Source organism: Psychrobacter sp. CAL346-MNA-CIBAN-0220 (assembly GCF_040309805.1).
Lineage (GTDB): Bacteria > Pseudomonadota > Gammaproteobacteria > Pseudomonadales > Moraxellaceae > Psychrobacter.
This window is the reverse complement of the sequence record NZ_JBEOPF010000001.1, coordinates 732,249-749,446: the sequence shown is the minus strand read 5'-3', so window position 1 is coordinate 749,446 and position 17,198 is coordinate 732,249. Positions and strand designations below refer to the sequence as shown.

Genomic DNA, 17,198 nt, shown 5'->3' with positions numbered 1-17,198 from the left:
ACTGGTAACTAACAGACACTTATCAAAGTCTGTATTATTATGAAGACGATAAAGGAAGCACTAGCTCATAAGTTGCTTCCTTTGTGAGCTACTTTGATAAGTCCCTTACTTATTTAAGTTAAATTTATTTATTTTAACTTAATCCACGCAATATATAGGATTTTATATGGCAGATGACATGGAACAACCCATCGAAGAAGCAAGGTTTATTAAGCAAACTCGTAACTTTGATATTAAGCGCGTTATTGTCAAGATTGGCTCATCGTTATTAACTAATAATGGTCGAGGGCTGGATCGTACTGCCATTTACGAGTGGGCCACCCAAATTGCTGAATTGCACAACCAAGGTGTGGAAGTGCTGTTGGTCTCATCAGGTGCGGTCGCTGAAGGTGTGGTACGCATGAACCTTGATGAGCGGCCTAATAAGCTTGCAGCATTACAAGCCTGTGCCTCTATCGGGCAAATGGGTTTGATTGGTACGTGGTGGTCAGCACTTATCCAACACGGTATCCAGAGCTCGCAGTTGCTGTTGACGCATGATGATTTGTCCAACCGTAGCCGTTATTTGAATACTACTAGCGCCCTGACTCAGCTCCTAGAGTGGCGTGTATTGCCAGTGATTAATGAAAACGATACCATCACTATTGATGAAATTAAATTTGGCGATAATGACACTTTAGGCGCGATGGCAGCGGCGATGGTCAATGCTGATTTATACATTATCTTAACCGATCAAGAAGGTGTGTTTACCGATAATCCACGTGATAATCCCAATGCCCGAATGATTCGTCAAGAGCGTGCGATGGCTGATTATCTATTTGATATTGCCGGCGATGGCGGTAAGCTTGGGCGTGGTGGGATGTTAACCAAAATCCGTGCCGGTCGTTTGGCGGCAATGGGTGGTTGTCCGACAGTCATTGTCAGCGGTGCGATTGAAGATGTCATTACTCGTGTGGTATCGGGTGAAGCAGTAGGAACCTTACTCACCACCAATGATGAAGACAAAGTCATCGCCCGTAAACAGTGGATCGCGGCGCATTTGCGGATGTCAGGTGCTTTGATTGTGGACGCTGGTGCTGCCAAAGCCTTAACCGAGCACAATAGAAGTTTGTTGCCAGTTGGAGTAGTCGAAGTACGTGGCGACTTTGATGAAGGTGATGTAGTAGAGATTATTCATCAAGATACCAATGAGCGTTTAGCGGTTGGCCAAGTTAACTTCTCGTCTACCGATGCGCGCAGTGTTGCGCGTGAGCGTACCGAGCAGTTTGATAGAATTCTAGGTAATAATGAAGAGCGCGTGGTCATGGTACATCGTGATAACTTAGCTTTGTCTGTGTAAAATAGGGGTCTGTAGCCAACAGGTACATAGCTGGCCTATAAAACCCATTTATGGTTGGTTAAGCTCATATTGGTTAGCTATTGAAAAGTTAATGCTATAACAGAGTTACTCTTTATGGCATTAACTCTATGTATGGTTTTAATAATCTCACTTATTTTGTTGATTAAACTTTTACAAATACCCAATGTGCTTATTATTTTTATTTATCCTTATTTTTAACAACGACAATAATAAATATTGTTCTATTTTGGAGATTTGTGTATGAGCGTTTCAGACAATAGTAACTCGCTTAAGCAAAACTTTGCTCCCCTTAAAAATGACCGACTGCTGCGCGCGCTACGTTTTGAGACTGTCGATACCACCCCAGTATGGATGATGCGCCAAGCCGGACGTTATTTACCAGAATATAAAGCCACCCGTGCTGAAGCCGGTGATTTTATGAGCCTGTGCAAAGATACAGCCCGCGCCACGGAAGTGACATTGCAACCGTTACGCCGCTTTGATTTGGATGCAGCGATTTTATTCAGTGATATTTTGACCATTCCTGATGCTATGGGCTTAGGCTTATATTTTGAGACTGGAGAAGGTCCTAAGTTTAAATATCCTATACGTACGCAGGCAGATCTTGATCGGCTACCGACACTTGATGTCAATGATTCACTCGATTACGTCATGCGTGCAGTGACCAGTATCCGTACCGCATTAAACGGACAAGTACCGCTGTTTGGTTTTTCAGGTAGCCCTTGGACGCTGGCTACTTATATGATTGAAGGCGGTAGCTCAAAAGACTATCGTTATACCAAAGGCTTTTTGTACAGCAAACCTGAGTTTTTACATCAACTGCTTGAGAAGATTGCAGTTTCTGTGATTGATTATTTAGACGCGCAAGTCGTTGCTGGTGCACAAATTTTACAGATATTTGATAGTTGGGGTGGCGCGTTAGGCCATCGTCAGTTTATTGAATTTTCACATGCGTACAATAAGCGCATCGTTGCTGAGTTAAAAGTACGTCACCCCGATATTCCAGTGGTTTTATTTACCAAAGGCGGTGGTCTCTGGTTAGATACTCAAGCTGATAGTGAAGCAGATGCGTTGGGACTAGACTGGACGATGCCGCTTGATCGTGCGCGCCAAGTACTGACTGAACAGCATAAACCACTACAGCGCAAAAAAGCCGTTCAAGGTAACTTAGACCCGGCAACGCTTTATGGTTCACCTGAGACTATCCGTGCGGAAGTGAAGTTGATGCTGGACAGTGCGTATGCTTGTGGCGAGAAGACCGGTTATGTGGCAAACTTAGGCCATGGTATTACTCAATGGGTTAATCCTGATAATGCCAAAGTATTTATCGATGCTGTACATGACTATAAGCTTTAAAAGCTACCATTCTTAAAGTTTTTTGAATTGAAAAGCCATTAGATACTAAACAGATAGGTGGTTTAAACAAATATTTTAAACTGCTATACGTTTTTAGTATTTATATATTTAGCGTTTACTGAGCAAACAAGGACATTTTATGATTTCAGCAGCGATTGTCGGTGGAACGGGGTACACAGGTATTGAGCTTATTCGCTTACTATCTGCCCATCCTGAGGTATCTATTGACCTGTTAACCTCGCGTAGTGAAGCTGGTACGCGCGCTGATGAGATATTTCCAAGTTTGCGCGGTATCTCGAATATTGTTTTTAGCGATTTAGGGGATGATACCTTATCGGCACTACAAGATTGTGATGTGGTGTTTTTTGCTACTCCACACGGGGTGGCGATGAAGCAAGCGGAGGCCTTAACCCAGGCTGGCGTTAGAGTTATTGATTTGGCTGCTGACTTTCGCTTGCAATCATTAACTGATTTTGAAAAATGGTATCAACAACCACACGCTTGTCCTGATTTGCTAAAAACGGCTGTTTATGGTTTACCTGAAATCAATCGTGACAAGCTGGCAAACGCTTTGATTGTAGGCAACCCTGGCTGCTATCCAACCACCGCTATCTTAGGGTTAAAGCCTATTATAGAGGTACAAAACCAGCAAGCCACGCGTTTGATTGAATCTCGCATTGTTATCGATGCCAAATCTGGGGTATCAGGCGCCGGTCGGCAAGCGAGTATAGCCCTCAATTATGCTGAAACCACTGATAATTTTAAAGCTTATAGTGTTAAAGGTCATCGTCACTTGCCAGAAATTGAACAAGGCGTTGCGCAGTTATTAAAGAGTCAATTCACCCAGCGTATTCGCTTTTTACCGCATTTAGTACCGATGATTCGCGGTATGTTCAGCTCGATTCACATGGAGTTGACCGAAGACGGTACCCAGATTGACTGGCAGCATGAGTTTGAGACCAGTTATGTGTCAGAAGTATTTATTGATGTAATGCCGCGCGATATTTATCCTGATACTCGTAGTGTGCGTGCCAGTAATCGTTTGCGTATTGCGGTACATCAAGACAATGATCGCCGTGAGCTAACCGTGTTAGTAGTGCAAGACAATTTAGTTAAAGGCGCAGCAGGGCAAGCGGTACAAAACATGAATGTGATGTTTGGGCTTGATGAAGCAATGGGATTAAATTTTGCGCCGATTGTACCTTAATATTGCTAGATGGCGTGTCTACTATATAGCCCAATATCTACTTATCACCGAGTATTTATTGTTAATTTATTCCGCTTACAGCGCTGTGCTAGGTATTGGTTATAAATTCCGTTATAATATCTCGCCCTTACTGTTAAGAGATACTGTCTAGATGTGTGTTAAGACTATTCCGCATTTGCATTCTAAGCCAACATGTTTGTCATGCCAAGCTTTTACATCAGACGATTCTGAGCGCAATCTACTGCCTTCTTCTCAGAGCGTCTATAGCATCACAAGTAGTAGCAATATAACTGGTAGACAGCAAGGGGCTTCAACCTGGTTGATGGCATTATTTGTAGTGGCTATATTAGTAACGGCGATAGTGGCTATATTACTTGGCCATAAGCTTGGTTATCAACGTGGCTATTATGTAATGCAAACAGAATCTAAGCAAGCAACCATCAACAGCGAACAAGCCACTACCGATCTCAAAGACTTACGTACCAGCCATAAAGCTTTGACCAATCAAGCGGCGACATCTAAACAAGAATTGGCTATTAGTTTAGCAACTTTAGATGAGCTACGCCAAAACCAGCAAGCGTTAAAGGTTGAGAGCAGCCAAGTTTCGCAGCTGAACAAATTATATGCAAAGGTAATTGTCAAACAAGGGGGTATGCCTTTACAGATACTCGGCGCTAAGATTGAACCATTGCCTGAAAATACCTTTGAATACGCCTTTGATGTGGGTATGCTCAGCGAAGATGGTCAAGCTGAAAACTTAAAGGTGATGTTAACTCTACAAAATAAAGACAGCTTTGTGGAAGTACCGTTGGATCCTGCACGATATACTATCGAAGGTATTGTACGTATACGTGGCCGTTTTGTCATGCCAGTAGGATTTAAACCGCTACAGGTTAAGCTTAACCTAAAGGCAGATGATCAACAAGTTGAGCAGTTGTATGACTGGAAGCTTGGTGCTATGGTGGATAGCATGCCGCTATCACTATCAGACTTGCCAGAAGTTGATCAAAGCCCAGTTAAACCATAAATATAGTAATAGCAGTCCTAAAACTTACCTTCTATCTCCCTCTGATTATAAATCTTACTTTTTGAAGTTATTTTATTACTATGATGATGACGCAAATACTACCGAATTCTGAACCGACCGTTTCTGACTGGCATTTTCCAAAGGTGCCAGTAAACCATCGTGCTCAAGATAGTGACACCGACAGTGAAACCACGCCGCAAGCAGATGTTATGGTCGCTGAGCCAGAAGTGGCCAAACCACCCATGTATGCAGTAGTCATGTATAACGACAACTACACCCCAATGGAGTTTGTAGTCTACGTTCTACAATCAGAGTTTCGTCATACTGTTGATTCAGCCGTTGAAATTATGCTGAACATTCACAACAATAGTAAGGGTATTGCTGGCATTTACCCTAAAGACATTGCTGAGACCAAAGCCAAAAAAGTTAACAGTCTCGCTCACCGCGAGGGTTATCCATTATTGACTCAAATCGAACCCCATCAAGGCGAATAGATTCCGTCATTAGTTATGCCTAATTTTTAGTCTTTTTAAAGCTATTTTTCTCTGATAAATACTTTTAAGTCTTGTCCCCTTAATTTGCTAGGTTAGTTTATCTAACACCCTTCTACGTAAACCTTGCTCTATAAGCCATCCACGTTGGCAATTATCTCTTCATATTAATCTTGATTTTAACCTTATGTAACCTTATATAGTTGTTATCGATGGCTATTTTAATCTCATACTTGTTATCTTCGTCCCAAACATTTTTTAGATATTCATCCTAAGCAATAGCTTTTAATATTATCCACATCTATTTTCTGTTTTTATATAAGTCTTTACTATTCTTAATTTTTGTAAAAAAGACTTCAGAATCATCGCTTTTTCTATAAGCTTTATTCACAGCATGCTTTGATACATTTTAGTACGAGTTAATAGATTGACTATGCGTGCTGATCATGTTGATATGAATGAAAGCTAACCTAAAACTTTCGGTGTTAATTGTTTCTTGACAACTATCTTGTGATAACTATTTTGTATCAATTCGCCTCTATTAGTGATGCTGATCGGTTATCTGACTTGAACAATTCACCTACTGCCCTGATTTACTATCTAAGTGCTTAGTTAAGCTATCCAATTATAAAAAGTTGTATAACCGTAGGAATTCCTTATGTTAAGTCGTCATCTTGAAGTATCCTTGCGTCTAGCAATGACCCTTGCGCGCCAAAAATCGCACGAGTATCTTACAGTTGAGCATCTATTGCTGGCGCTGTTAGAAAATACCCATGCGGCAAGTACTTTGACCGCTTGTAATGCTAATGTCACCAATCTGCGCACTGAACTTGAAGCTTATATTAATAAGCACACGCCAACAGTAGATGCGGATATGGAGCAGTCACCGCAGCCTACCCAAAGCTTCGATCGTATTCTGCAACGAGCGATTTTTCATGTGCAGTCTATCGGTGGTGGTCGTTTGGTTGAGGGCTCAGATATTTTAGTCTCTATGTTCTCAGAGCATGATACCTATGCCGTTTACTTACTGAAAAAGCAAGGTATTAGTCGCCTTGAGTTAACTCAGTATTTGTCACATGGACAAGATAAAAATGAACCCTCAGAGCCTCGCGCTCCGATGACTGGTGAACGCCGTGCTGCCTCAGAAAAAACCAGTAAAGACCCATTAGTAGAATTTGCCACCAATTTAAACCAGCGCGCAGCCGAAGGCAAAACTGATCCCTTAATTGGCCGTGCTCCTGAGATTGAACGCACCGCGCAAGTATTATGTCGTCGCCGCAAAAACAATCCATTATTAGTAGGTGAGCCTGGTGTTGGTAAAACCTCTATTGCGGAAGGTTTGGCATGGTTAATCATTAACGATAAAGCACCAAAACCACTTAATGGTTGCGTGATTTATAGCCTTGATATTGGCTCGCTGATTGCGGGTACTAAGTATCGTGGCGATTTTGAAAAGCGCATGAAATCACTTCTTGATGCACTCAAAAACAGACCCAATGCCATCTTGTTTATCGATGAGATTCATATGATCATCGGTGCAGGCTCGTCGATGAGTAGTAATATGGATGTGTCGAATTTGATTAAACCAGCACTTGCTAATGGCGAGCTACGCTGTGTGGGTTCGACTACCTTTACTGAATATCGGCAGGTGTTTGAAAAAGACCATGCATTATCTCGTCGCTTTCAAAAAATTGATGTTAAAGAGCCAAGTGTTGAAGACAGCATCGACATTTTACGCGGCCTTAAACCACGTTATGAAGAGTTTCATAACGTCGAATATACTGATGAGGCATTAGTGAGTGCGGTACAGCTATCCTCCAAGTATATTCATGAGCGTTTTCTACCGGATAAGGCTATTGATGTCATTGACGAAGCAGGTGCGTATAAGCGTCTGGGTGTTATACCTGATGCGGACGATATCAATGCCGAAGAAAGTTTTATTGCTGATTTAGAGAAAGGTATTGACGAGCAAAACTACGATGATATCGAGGCGGACATTGGCGATACCGATAACGAAATGTATGAAGAAGCAACGGCGGCTAAAGCAAATGATCAGTCTAAAAAAGCTGATAAATCGCAGACTGCTAGTAAGAAAAAAGCACCAATAAGAATTGGTGTAGCGGATATCGAAGCCATCGTTGCCAAGCTGGCACGTATTCCACCCAAGTCCGTATCAAGTGATGATAAGAGTATTCTTGAGCACTTAGATCGTGATCTTAAGCGCTTAGTATTTGGACAAGATGAAGCCATTGCAACCTTAGCGGATGCCATTAAATTATCCCGTGCAGGTTTGAAAGCACCAGATAAGCCGATTGGGTCATTTATGTTTGCAGGCCCAACCGGTGTCGGTAAAACTGAGGTTTCACGTCAGTTGGCAAACCTATTAGGGGTAGAGCTGGTACGCTTTGATATGTCAGAATATATGGAAGCTCATACTGCGTCGCGTTTGATTGGTGCACCGCCTGGCTACGTAGGTTATGACCAAGGTGGCTTGCTCACTGAAAAGATCAATCAGCATCCGCACTGTGTCTTGTTATTTGATGAGATCGAAAAAGCACATCCTGATGTTTTTAACTTGTTATTACAAGTCATGGATCATGGCACGCTGACTGACAACAATGGGCGTGTTGCCATCTTCAAGCAAGTTATTGTCATTATGACCACTAACGTTGGTGCAGAGAGTATCAGCCGCTCTTCTATGGGCTTCACTCAACAAGATCACAGCCGAGATAATACTGAGTCTCTAAAACGGGTCTTTACTCCTGAGTTCCGTAACCGTTTAGATGCGATTATTCAGTTCAACGCGCTAGATACTTCAGTAGTGGTATCAGTAGTTGATAAGTTCTTGGTTGAGCTGCAAGTACAGCTTGATGATAAGCGAGTGACCTTAGAGATTGATGATGAGGTTCGTGATTATTTAGCAGAGAAAGGTTATGACCGTTTGATGGGTGCGCGTCCCATGCAGCGTTTGATTCAAGATGAGATCAAAAAACCGTTGGCAAATATGATTTTATTCGGTGATTTGGTTAATGGCGGGGTAGTACATCTCACTTTAGAGCCAAAAGATACGGACACTGATAGTAATGTCTCTATTGAGAAAACAGCCTTTAGTGGCAAGGTACAAAGCGATAAGGGCTCAGCAGATAGTCGGATTATATTGACAGTGGTTGAAACCCATGAGCCGCGCTCAGATTCTGAGTCAGTAGCCAGCTAGTAATTGGTTATGGCCAATAATTAATACAAGCATAAAACGGTTACTATGATTAGTAGCCGTTTTTTTATTGTTTTTTATAATGAAACGTCATACACTTTTTTGCTACTATTGCTATTGAAATGATAGTTTTGATGACAATCCTAATATAGCGCTACATATCTTAAGCAGTTATAAAACAACTAAAAAAGAGGCTAAATACGCATGCAATTATTTGATGATGAACAATCAGATGGCCAAACAACACCAAAAACTGCTGCACAAAAACAAGCAATCTTAGATAACGTGCGTCTTCCCAATGACTGGAAAATGGCATTGGTGGATGAATTAACGTCTGATAATATGGATGACTTACGTGCATTTTTGAAGCAGGCCTATCAATCAGATGAGAGTATTTATCCTCCGGCAAATTTAATGTTTAATGCTTTTAATTTAACGCCTTTATCCCAAGTCAAAGTCGTCATTTTGGGTCAAGATCCTTATCATCGCCCAGGGCAGGCAATGGGATTATCGTTTTCTGTACCCAAAACCATACCAAAGCCGCCATCACTGAATAACGTGCTCAAAGAAATGGCTACTGATATTGATACTCGTTATTCAGCGCATGGGGATTTGACTTATTGGGCACAACAAGGTGTTTTACTCCTTAATAGTTCTCTGACCGTCAGTGAAGGGGCGCCAAACAGCCACCAAAATAAAGGCTGGGAGCAGTTTACCGATGCGGTTATTGATGTGGTTAATGAGCAGACCAATCATACCGTATTTATTTTGTGGGGTAGCAAAGCTCAAAAGAAAGGTAAATATATTGATACTGATAAGCATTTAATTTTAACGGCGGTACATCCATCGCCATTAGCCGCCAATCGCGGTGGGTTTTTTGGTTCTAAGCCATTTTCTAAAACCAATGATTATCTATTGCAGTATGGTCAAACCCCTATTGATTGGCAGTTGCCGCAGTAAATGATGAATATATTGAATACTAAATGAAATAGATACGGTACATAAACTCGCAAGTTTGGCAAAATCTTCTTGTTTGCTGTGCGGCTACGCCACTCCAGAAACTTCAAAAACTCTCCACAGCCATGCCTACTGTGTTCGTTTTAAAGCAGACCAACTATATGCAGACTATAAGTTTACAGCCTTACCAGTCAGTAGGTGACCCGCTAGCTACTAGCACGTTCTGGTCAATCCAAGATGTTCAGTGGATGAGCTATGCGTTAGCATTAGCACAGCGCGGTGGCAAGCGTGGAGAAGTGCCAGTAGGTGCGGTATTAGTACATGATGATGTCGTCATCGGTATGGGTTTTAATGAGCCCATTGGTCGCCATGATGCGACGGCTCACGCTGAGATTGTCGCGTTAAGAGATGCCTGCCAGCGCTTGAATAACTATCGCCTACCGCTACAAACGACCTTATACGTGACTTTAGAGCCGTGCACTATGTGTATCGGCGCGCTCATTCATGCGCGGGTTGATCGGCTTATATATGCAGCCTATGAGCCGCGTGCTGGTATGGTCGGCAGTCAGATCAACTTACCAGACCAGCCATTTTACAACCACCATATCGAAGTCTATCAAGGTCTATATGCGAATCAAAGCAGCCAGATGCTCAAAAAATTCTTTCGTCAGCGTAGGCAAATGGCAAGAAAAGACAAAGACAACCTCTTATAATCGAATCAGCGACTGATAAGTAGTGGCTAACGAACAAAATGTCAGTTTCAGTGCTAGTGATGAAAGGGTTTCTTTGCTATAATATCGCCCTATTTAGCTGTGAAAATAGACCTCGGTCAATAAGCCGTTGATAAATAAGTAAATATCGCCATATAAGTGCCTGTTATTAAGTGAGTATTATGATCGCCTTAACGTCATCATTTAGCGCTACTGATGCTATTGATAATCATGACCAAGCATTACGCTATCCGGTTGTCTGCATTGATGGTCCGAGTGGGGCTGGTAAAGGCACGGCAGCTTGGCGTCTAGCGCAAGCTTTAAGCTATCAATTATTAGATTCAGGGGCTCTGTATCGTATTGTTGGACTAAAGGCGTTTGCAGCAGGATTGATTGACTCAAAGGGAGAAAAACCCATTGATGAGTCGGCTTTATTAGCGCTTACTCAAGGCTTACAGATTGCGTTTGAGCCTAATAATGACTCAGGACGAGTAGATATCATCGTCAACGGCGATACCATAGGCGAACAGGTACGCAATGAAACAGTAGGCGGATATGCCTCACAAATAGCGGTATATCCAGAAGTGCGCCAAGCACTATTAAAGCTACAGCAAGACATGGCGACTCGCTCAGGATTGGTTGCGGATGGTCGCGATATGGGAACAGTGGTATTTCCCAATGCTGATGCTAAGATATTTTTGACTGCTAGTGCTAGAGCACGGGCGCTGCGCCGTGTGACCCAATTACAGAATGCCGGCCAAACGACAGATTTTGAAGCGATATTAACAACAATTAAAGCGCGCGATGATCGTGATGAAAATCGTGCTACGGCCCCATCAAGGCCTGCGGATGATGCGTTATTGATAGACAGCTCATTATTAAATGCTGATGAAGTTTATCAACAAATAAAAGCACACTGCCAATCAAAAGGATTTTGTTTTTAATATTATTGCTAAATGGTTTTGGTAGACCATAGATATAAAAAGATAATCGCTAAAAAAGCCCCTACCGCGTCTGTTTTAGTATAAAATTGTAGTGATTAGAATAAGATAGCTATCAAATTAACAGTGTCAAGAGATAAAAAGTCAGTTGTTGCTAATGAGTTGGCTAAGCAGGCCTATTTTTAGTTGGTATTAGCTTATTAGCAACAAATGTTTTTTTACATGGAGATATAAGATATAAAACCAGTATCGCGTTTTATATCTTCATAAATTTGATCCGTACTGTGCTGGACAGGCTACGGCTATACAAAGGTAGATATAATGGAATCATTTGCTGAACTATTTGAAGCGAGTATTGAAAATCAGGGTCTGGATATCGAGCGTGGCTCGGTTATTACAGGTATCGTTGTGGCCATCGATAACGATTGGATCACAGTAGACACTGGTTTGAAATCTGAAGGCATCGTTGCTCGTGAAGAGTTCTTAAGCGAAGAAGGCGAGCTTGAAGTAGAAGTTGGCGATAGCGTTGATGTCGTGGTTGAAGCAGTTGATAACGGTATGGGTAACACCTTACTGTCACGCGAAAAAGCCAAACGCGTCGAAACGTGGAATATCCTTGAAAAAATCTATGACAACAATGAGATTGTAAAAGGTATTATTTCTAGCAAAGTAAAAGGTGGTTTTACTGTAGACGTGGGTTCAGTACGCGCGTTCTTACCAGGTTCATTGGTAGACGTTCGTCCTATCCGTGATACGACGCATCTAGAAGGTAAAGAGCTAGAATTCAAAGTTATTAAGCTTGACCAGAAACGTAACAACGTTGTGGTTAGCCGTCGCGCTGTTATGGAAGCTGAAAACTCAGCTGAACGCGAAGAGCTATTGAATAAGCTTGAAGAAGGTATCGAAATCGAAGGTATCGTCAAGAACCTAACTGATTATGGTGCGTTCGTTGACCTAGGTGGAATTGATGGTCTATTGCACATCACTGATATGGCATGGCGCCGTATCAAGCACCCATCTGAAGTTGTTGAAGTTGGTCAAGATCTAAAAGTTAAAGTATTGAAGTTTGATCGTGAACGCAACCGCGTTAGCTTAGGTCTAAAACAACTTGGTACTGATCCTTGGGATAACGTTGGCGCCACTTACCCAGTGGGTAGTGTTGTTAAAGCTCGCGTAACCAACTTGACTGATTACGGTTGTTTCGCTGAAATCTCTGAAGGTATCGAAGGTCTAGTACACGTATCAGAGATGGATCATACCAACAAGAATATTCATCCATCAAAAGTAGTTCAAGTAGGTGATGATGTTAACGTCATGATCCTTGATATTGATGAAGAACGTCGCCGTATTAGCCTAGGTATCAAACAGACTTTAGCCAATCCATGGGATGAGTTTGATAAGAAACACGAACGCGGTGACAAAATCACTGGTACTATCAAATCAATCACTGACTTTGGTATCTTTATTGGTCTAGATGGCGGTATTGATGGTTTAGTTCACTTGTCAGACATTTCTTGGAACGAAACAGGTGAAGATGCTATCCGTAACTACAATAAAGGCGACACCGTAGAAGCGATGGTATTGTCTGTAGATTCAGAAGCCAACCGTATCAGCCTAGGTGTTAAGCAACTAAGCTCAGATCCGTTCAACGAATACCTAGTTAATAATGACCGTGGTGCTATCGTTAATGGTAAAGTGAAAGAAGTTGACGCAAAAGGTGCAACTATTGAACTTGCTGACGAAGTTGAAGCGTATCTACGTGCTTCTGAAATCCAGCGTGACCGCGTTGAAGATGCGACTAAGCATCTGACTGTTGGTGATGACGTTGAAGCTAAAATCATTAGCGTTGATCGCAAAACACGTAACATCAGCCTGTCAATCAAAGCGAAAGACGAAGCTGAAGAGCGTCAAGCGATCAAAGATTTAGGTGGCAGCAGCAGTACTCCCCAAGCGTCATCTACATCTGATGCACAACCAAAAACAATTGGTGATTTGATTAAAGAGCAAATGCAGTAAGCTACCTGTTCTTAATAACCAATTAGTTTTTAGTAAAGAGTAATACGAAAAAAAGCGACTTCGGTCGCTTTTTTTTATGTCTCGTTTTTACTATTGATTTAAACTCCAGTAAAATAGGGTAAAATTTCTATTTAAATGGCCGAAATTTCGTTCCTACCTATAATAATTCTCGCTAATATTTGCAACCTTGAGTAACGAAATGTAAAATGGTGCTAAGTGCTTGAAACATCATGAACTTTTAAGCGATACCGTACTCATAATAACAGCTGGATATGATAGTAATCATTTTGTGAAGTAATACCTTATACATATATGTTATTAAATAATGAGACGACATCATAGCTATGATACCCATAAATTAATAAGGCAAGTATAATAATGCAGCAAGCGATTAATAAGTCTGAATTTATTGACAATTTGAGTGCTAATTGTGACGCGATGACCGACATGGTGATTGATGATGCCGTACGCGAAATATTAGATTTAATGATAGACACGTTGGCGAATGACGGCCGTGTTGAGGTTCGCGGTTTTGGCAGCTTCTGTTTGCATCACCGCCGCGCACGCCTGGGTCGAAATCCAAAAACAGGTGAAAGCGTACCTGTGCCTGCCAAAGCTATCCCGCATTTTAAACCAGGAAAAGCCCTACGCGAAGCGGTTAATGAAAAAATAGAGGCCTAATAAAAGATTGTTTGTATTATTGTGATTAGCGTAGTGCTCATCACTGCTATACTTTATCAATAAAGACTCCTTACGACTGACAACTGAGGTATATGCTGATGCGATTTTTACTGTTTGTATTATTGTTCTTGAGCTTTGCTTATGCGCTTGGTTTGGTATTGGCAAATAACACTGAAGTAGGGGTAAATTTACTCTTTTCACAAGCCCCTACCATGAACTTAGGGCTGTTATTGATACTTTGTCTCATACTGGGTATTGTTATTGGCTTATTATTGGCTTTGTTAATGTTTCGCGTCTTACAAAATAAATGGGAAATTTCACGATTACAAAAGCTCAATAAGAATTTGCAAGAGCAGGTCGCTCAAGCCAATATAGTTATTGATCGTCAAGCAAATGCGCCTACCGTAGAAGATGCCGTCTATGGAGCGACTGCTGTGCATGTACAAGATGGCATTGATGACATGCCTTTAGAGGATAGAAATGCTATTGAGCCTGCGTTATTGACCAAGCGTAAGCGTGATTAAATATGAGTAAGATGAACCTTTAAGTCTATAATTCGTTGATAATTTTGATATAAAACGGCCAAACTATGAGTAATAAAATAATAACCTCTCCTATTATCGTGGCGCTAGACAACATTGATATGAATGCGGCGCTGGCGTTAGCGGATAAGTTAGATCCGGCATTATGTCGTCTAAAAGTTGGTAAGGAGTTGTTTACGCGCTGTGGCCCTGCGATTGTCCAAGCATTGCATCAACGACAATTTGAAGTGTTTCTAGACTTAAAATTTCATGATATTCCCAACACCACGGCGCAAGCGGTACTGGCCGCTGCGGAGCTGGGAATTTGGATGGTCAATGTCCATGCTAGTGTAGGTAGCGCTGCGATGTCATTGGCAAAACAGCGGTTGCTTGATGGTAATTATGAGACGTTATTAATAGCAGTAACGGTATTAACGTCTATGAGTAATGAGGTGCTAGCACAGATTGGTATCACTGATGATTTGGATAAGCAAGTGAGCAGATTAGCGCAACTGACCAAGCAAGCAGGTCTTGATGGCGTCGTCTGTTCAGCACAGGAAGCAAAAGCGCTTAAAAGACTATGCGGTGATGATTTTAAACTAGTGACCCCAGGCATTCGTCTGCCAGAAGATAACGCCGATGATCAAAAACGTATCTGCACCCCTGCGCAAGCTTTAAACGATGGCGCAGACTATCTGGTCATTGGTCGCTCAATTACTCAAGCCCCAGATCCAGCAGTAAAATTACAGAAAATATTACAGAGCATTTAGCCTTGTAAGGGCCCTCTCTTCTAGAGACAGGCTACTAGAAATAAATAGCCATTGTTAAATATGAAGTAAAAAAAAGACAACCACTAAGTTGTCTTTTTTTACTTTTTAATGGCAGATAAATAAGTGCTACACTAGATGCTTTGACCCATTTACGTTTGTTTAGTGATATTGGACCGTATGAAATTACAGATTTTAAGTGACCTGCATATTGATAGCTACGCCAGACAATCGCATCCGATGGGGCATATTCCTAAAACTGATGCAGACGTGGTTCTAGTAGCTGGTGATACTGCTAATAGTGATAGTGGCATGCCTTGGCTACAAGAGCAAGCCACGCGCTTACAAGTACCGCTGATCACTATTGCGGGCAACCATGAATACTTTAATGAAGATGTGCTGCATTTTGACCACAAGCTTGCAACATGGGATACCTATAACGTTGCCACAAATTTAGGCGTGCGTGTGCTGCAATGTCAGTATATCGATATCGGTGAAGTGCGTATCTTAGGCTGCACGTTATGGACTGACTATCAGTATCAAGCCAACGAGGATACGATGGTGGTTGCTAAGCGCTTTATGCGTGACTACAAGCAAATCTATGCTGGTAATGAGTTATTCTCACCTGAGCTATCTATGCAGTTACATGCAAAGCAGCGCCAGTGGCTTAAACAAGCCCTTATAACTGCCAAGCAGCTGGGCAAAAAAACCATCGTCATGAGTCACCATAGTATCAGTCCGTTATCAGTTTCTGAAAAATATGCTACCTTGCCAAGTAATGCCGCCTTCGTCAGTGACTTCTCGGCCTGGATGGCTGAACGCTGGGCGCCTATGCTATGGATACATGGGCATACGCATGAAGCATTTGACTATCGTATTAATAATACTCGAGTGATTGTCAATCCACGTGCTTATCCCAATGAAGTGAGCAGTACTGCTATCGAGTTTGCATGGGATAAAGTTATCGATATTGGCTGATGGTGATAGTGATTATTGTCTAATTATTGAAGTTATCTCAGTGAGATTTATTGCTACCAAATTTGTATTTCGTTCACTAGAGACCAAAAATCTGCTACGCTAACTACTATGAATAAACTCCCTGATTCCCATAAATCCAATTTAGATTCTGACTTGTCATCACGGCATAGTCCGAGCGCGCCCGCACCTGCGCACTTGCCTGATAGTATGATATCTTCGGTCAATTTATTGCCTAACGATAAGCGTCTGATTTTATTCACTAGACACTCTCTGCGAGAACGTTCCGATGGCAATGGTTTTGCCAGTTATCAGCTGCCACTGACCCCTAAAGGTCGCGTACTGGCTAAATCTTGGGGCCGGTGGTTAGCGGGTCACCTGCCGTATTCTCTTGACGTTGATAGTATTTCTAGCCCTATAGGTCGCTGTATTGATACCGCCCAGCTGATGCAAGAAGGCGCTGGCCTACAGCGTCATATTGCTCATCAGTCATTATTAGTTGAACCGGGCAGCTTGGTGATTGAGCCTGAAATCGCCAATGCAGTATTCAAAGAGATTGGTGTGCTTAACTTTATCAATCGCTTTTTACAGGGCAACCTTGAAGGCACCAAAAACGCCTATCAAGGCGGTCTAGATATTCTATCGCTGTTCTATCAACATCAGCCTCAGCAAGGTCATTTAATGTTGGCTGTGAGCCATGATACTTTATTGTCTGCATTTTTAGCAGTGATGCTTGATGTGCTCGAAATTGATTGGAATGATTGGCCAAAAATGATGGAAGGGGTTTTTTTGTGGTTCGATGACAAGCCTTTTAATGAGGCAAATGCGTATTTCGTATGGCGCGGTGAGGTTTATATTCGTCCAGTTAGTGCGCTGTTAGACAGTTACCGTGCTGCGGGCTTTCATCCTAGCAAGCTACTCCTACCACCCGAGGTAAAATGGACCTGATATTTTTGGGGTAACTTACGTTTAGTTTAC

The 17,198-nt window shown here is 42.0% G+C and carries 15 protein-coding genes; all 15 read left to right on the top strand.

Features of this window, described 5'->3' with window-relative positions; translation table 11 throughout:
* The first annotated feature begins 166 nt into the window (after window positions 1-166).
* Window positions 167-1,339, top strand: coding sequence for a glutamate 5-kinase (gene proB, locus AAEY88_RS02890; protein WP_350558772.1), 1,173 nt, complete (start codon window positions 167-169; stop codon window positions 1,337-1,339).
* Window positions 1,340-1,600: 261 nt separating this feature from the next.
* Entirely contained in the window at window positions 1,601-2,716 is a 1,116-nt protein-coding gene (hemE, locus tag AAEY88_RS02885; protein WP_350558769.1) for a uroporphyrinogen decarboxylase, read from the top strand.
* A 139-nt stretch (window positions 2,717-2,855) separates the two neighbouring features.
* Window positions 2,856-3,923: an N-acetyl-gamma-glutamyl-phosphate reductase gene (argC, locus tag AAEY88_RS02880; protein ID WP_350558766.1), complete on the top strand. Its 1,068-nt coding sequence runs from the start codon at window positions 2,856-2,858 to the stop codon at window positions 3,921-3,923.
* 151 nt (window positions 3,924-4,074) lie between these two features.
* The gene (locus AAEY88_RS02875) at window positions 4,075-4,950 is read left to right on the top strand and encodes a hypothetical protein (protein WP_350558763.1); all 876 of its coding nucleotides are present in this window, start codon (window positions 4,075-4,077) and stop codon (window positions 4,948-4,950) included.
* An 80-nt stretch (window positions 4,951-5,030) separates the two neighbouring features.
* On the top strand, window positions 5,031-5,444 hold the full coding sequence (locus AAEY88_RS02870; RefSeq protein WP_407074384.1) for an ATP-dependent Clp protease adaptor ClpS: 414 nt from the start codon (window positions 5,031-5,033) through the stop codon (window positions 5,442-5,444).
* A gap of 655 nt (window positions 5,445-6,099) precedes the next feature.
* Complete coding sequence (gene clpA, locus AAEY88_RS02865) at window positions 6,100-8,655, top strand: ATP-dependent Clp protease ATP-binding subunit ClpA (protein ID WP_350558760.1); 2,556 nt, start codon at window positions 6,100-6,102, stop codon at window positions 8,653-8,655.
* A 201-nt stretch (window positions 8,656-8,856) separates the two neighbouring features.
* Window positions 8,857-9,612 carry a uracil-DNA glycosylase gene (locus tag AAEY88_RS02860; RefSeq protein ID WP_350558757.1) on the top strand — a complete coding sequence of 252 codons (756 nt, stop codon included), beginning with the start codon at window positions 8,857-8,859 and terminating at the stop codon, window positions 9,610-9,612.
* Between the two features lie 158 nt (window positions 9,613-9,770).
* Window positions 9,771-10,322, top strand: a complete 552-nt coding sequence (gene tadA, locus AAEY88_RS02855; protein ID WP_350558754.1) for a tRNA adenosine(34) deaminase TadA — start codon at window positions 9,771-9,773, stop codon at window positions 10,320-10,322.
* Between the two features lie 179 nt (window positions 10,323-10,501).
* On the top strand, window positions 10,502-11,263 hold the full coding sequence (gene cmk, locus AAEY88_RS02850; protein WP_350558751.1) for a (d)CMP kinase: 762 nt from the start codon (window positions 10,502-10,504) through the stop codon (window positions 11,261-11,263).
* Window positions 11,264-11,578: 315 nt separating this feature from the next.
* Window positions 11,579-13,276 (top strand): 30S ribosomal protein S1, encoded by a 1,698-nt coding sequence (gene rpsA / locus AAEY88_RS02845; RefSeq protein ID WP_350560430.1) that lies wholly within the window; start codon window positions 11,579-11,581, stop codon window positions 13,274-13,276.
* A 378-nt stretch (window positions 13,277-13,654) separates the two neighbouring features.
* The gene (locus AAEY88_RS02840; protein ID WP_350558749.1) at window positions 13,655-13,957 is read left to right on the top strand and encodes an integration host factor subunit beta; all 303 of its coding nucleotides are present in this window, start codon (window positions 13,655-13,657) and stop codon (window positions 13,955-13,957) included.
* Window positions 13,958-14,055: 98 nt separating this feature from the next.
* Entirely contained in the window at window positions 14,056-14,481 is a 426-nt protein-coding gene (locus AAEY88_RS02835) for a lipopolysaccharide assembly protein LapA domain-containing protein (protein WP_350558746.1), read from the top strand.
* Window positions 14,482-14,546: 65 nt separating this feature from the next.
* The gene (pyrF, locus tag AAEY88_RS02830; protein WP_350558743.1) at window positions 14,547-15,248 is read left to right on the top strand and encodes an orotidine-5'-phosphate decarboxylase; all 702 of its coding nucleotides are present in this window, start codon (window positions 14,547-14,549) and stop codon (window positions 15,246-15,248) included.
* Between the two features lie 177 nt (window positions 15,249-15,425).
* Entirely contained in the window at window positions 15,426-16,223 is a 798-nt protein-coding gene (locus AAEY88_RS02825) for a metallophosphoesterase (RefSeq protein WP_350558740.1), read from the top strand.
* 108 nt (window positions 16,224-16,331) lie between these two features.
* Window positions 16,332-17,168 carry a histidine phosphatase family protein gene (locus AAEY88_RS02820; RefSeq protein ID WP_350558737.1) on the top strand — a complete coding sequence of 279 codons (837 nt, stop codon included), beginning with the start codon at window positions 16,332-16,334 and terminating at the stop codon, window positions 17,166-17,168.
* Window positions 17,169-17,198: the final 30 nt, after the last annotated feature.

Excerpts from the sequence above, each read along its gene's own strand:
- proB (WP_350558772.1), top strand. The coding sequence starts at position 167 with ATGGCAGATGACATGGAACAACCCATCGAAGAAGCAAGGTTTATTAAG.
- hemE (WP_350558769.1), top strand. The coding sequence starts at position 1,601 with ATGAGCGTTTCAGACAATAGTAACTCGCTTAAGCAAAACTTTGCTCCC.
- argC (WP_350558766.1), top strand. The coding sequence starts at position 2,856 with ATGATTTCAGCAGCGATTGTCGGTGGAACGGGGTACACAGGTATTGAG.
- AAEY88_RS02875 (WP_350558763.1), top strand. The coding sequence starts at position 4,075 with ATGTGTGTTAAGACTATTCCGCATTTGCATTCTAAGCCAACATGTTTG.
- AAEY88_RS02870 (WP_407074384.1), top strand. The coding sequence starts at position 5,031 with ATGATGATGACGCAAATACTACCGAATTCTGAACCGACCGTTTCTGAC.
- clpA (WP_350558760.1), top strand. The coding sequence starts at position 6,100 with ATGTTAAGTCGTCATCTTGAAGTATCCTTGCGTCTAGCAATGACCCTT.
- AAEY88_RS02860 (WP_350558757.1), top strand. The coding sequence starts at position 8,857 with ATGCAATTATTTGATGATGAACAATCAGATGGCCAAACAACACCAAAA.
- tadA (WP_350558754.1), top strand. The coding sequence starts at position 9,771 with ATGCAGACTATAAGTTTACAGCCTTACCAGTCAGTAGGTGACCCGCTA.
- cmk (WP_350558751.1), top strand. The coding sequence starts at position 10,502 with ATGATCGCCTTAACGTCATCATTTAGCGCTACTGATGCTATTGATAAT.
- AAEY88_RS02840 (WP_350558749.1), top strand. The coding sequence starts at position 13,655 with ATGCAGCAAGCGATTAATAAGTCTGAATTTATTGACAATTTGAGTGCT.
- AAEY88_RS02835 (WP_350558746.1), top strand. The coding sequence starts at position 14,056 with ATGCGATTTTTACTGTTTGTATTATTGTTCTTGAGCTTTGCTTATGCG.
- pyrF (WP_350558743.1), top strand. The coding sequence starts at position 14,547 with ATGAGTAATAAAATAATAACCTCTCCTATTATCGTGGCGCTAGACAAC.
- AAEY88_RS02825 (WP_350558740.1), top strand. The coding sequence starts at position 15,426 with ATGAAATTACAGATTTTAAGTGACCTGCATATTGATAGCTACGCCAGA.
- AAEY88_RS02820 (WP_350558737.1), top strand. The coding sequence starts at position 16,332 with ATGAATAAACTCCCTGATTCCCATAAATCCAATTTAGATTCTGACTTG.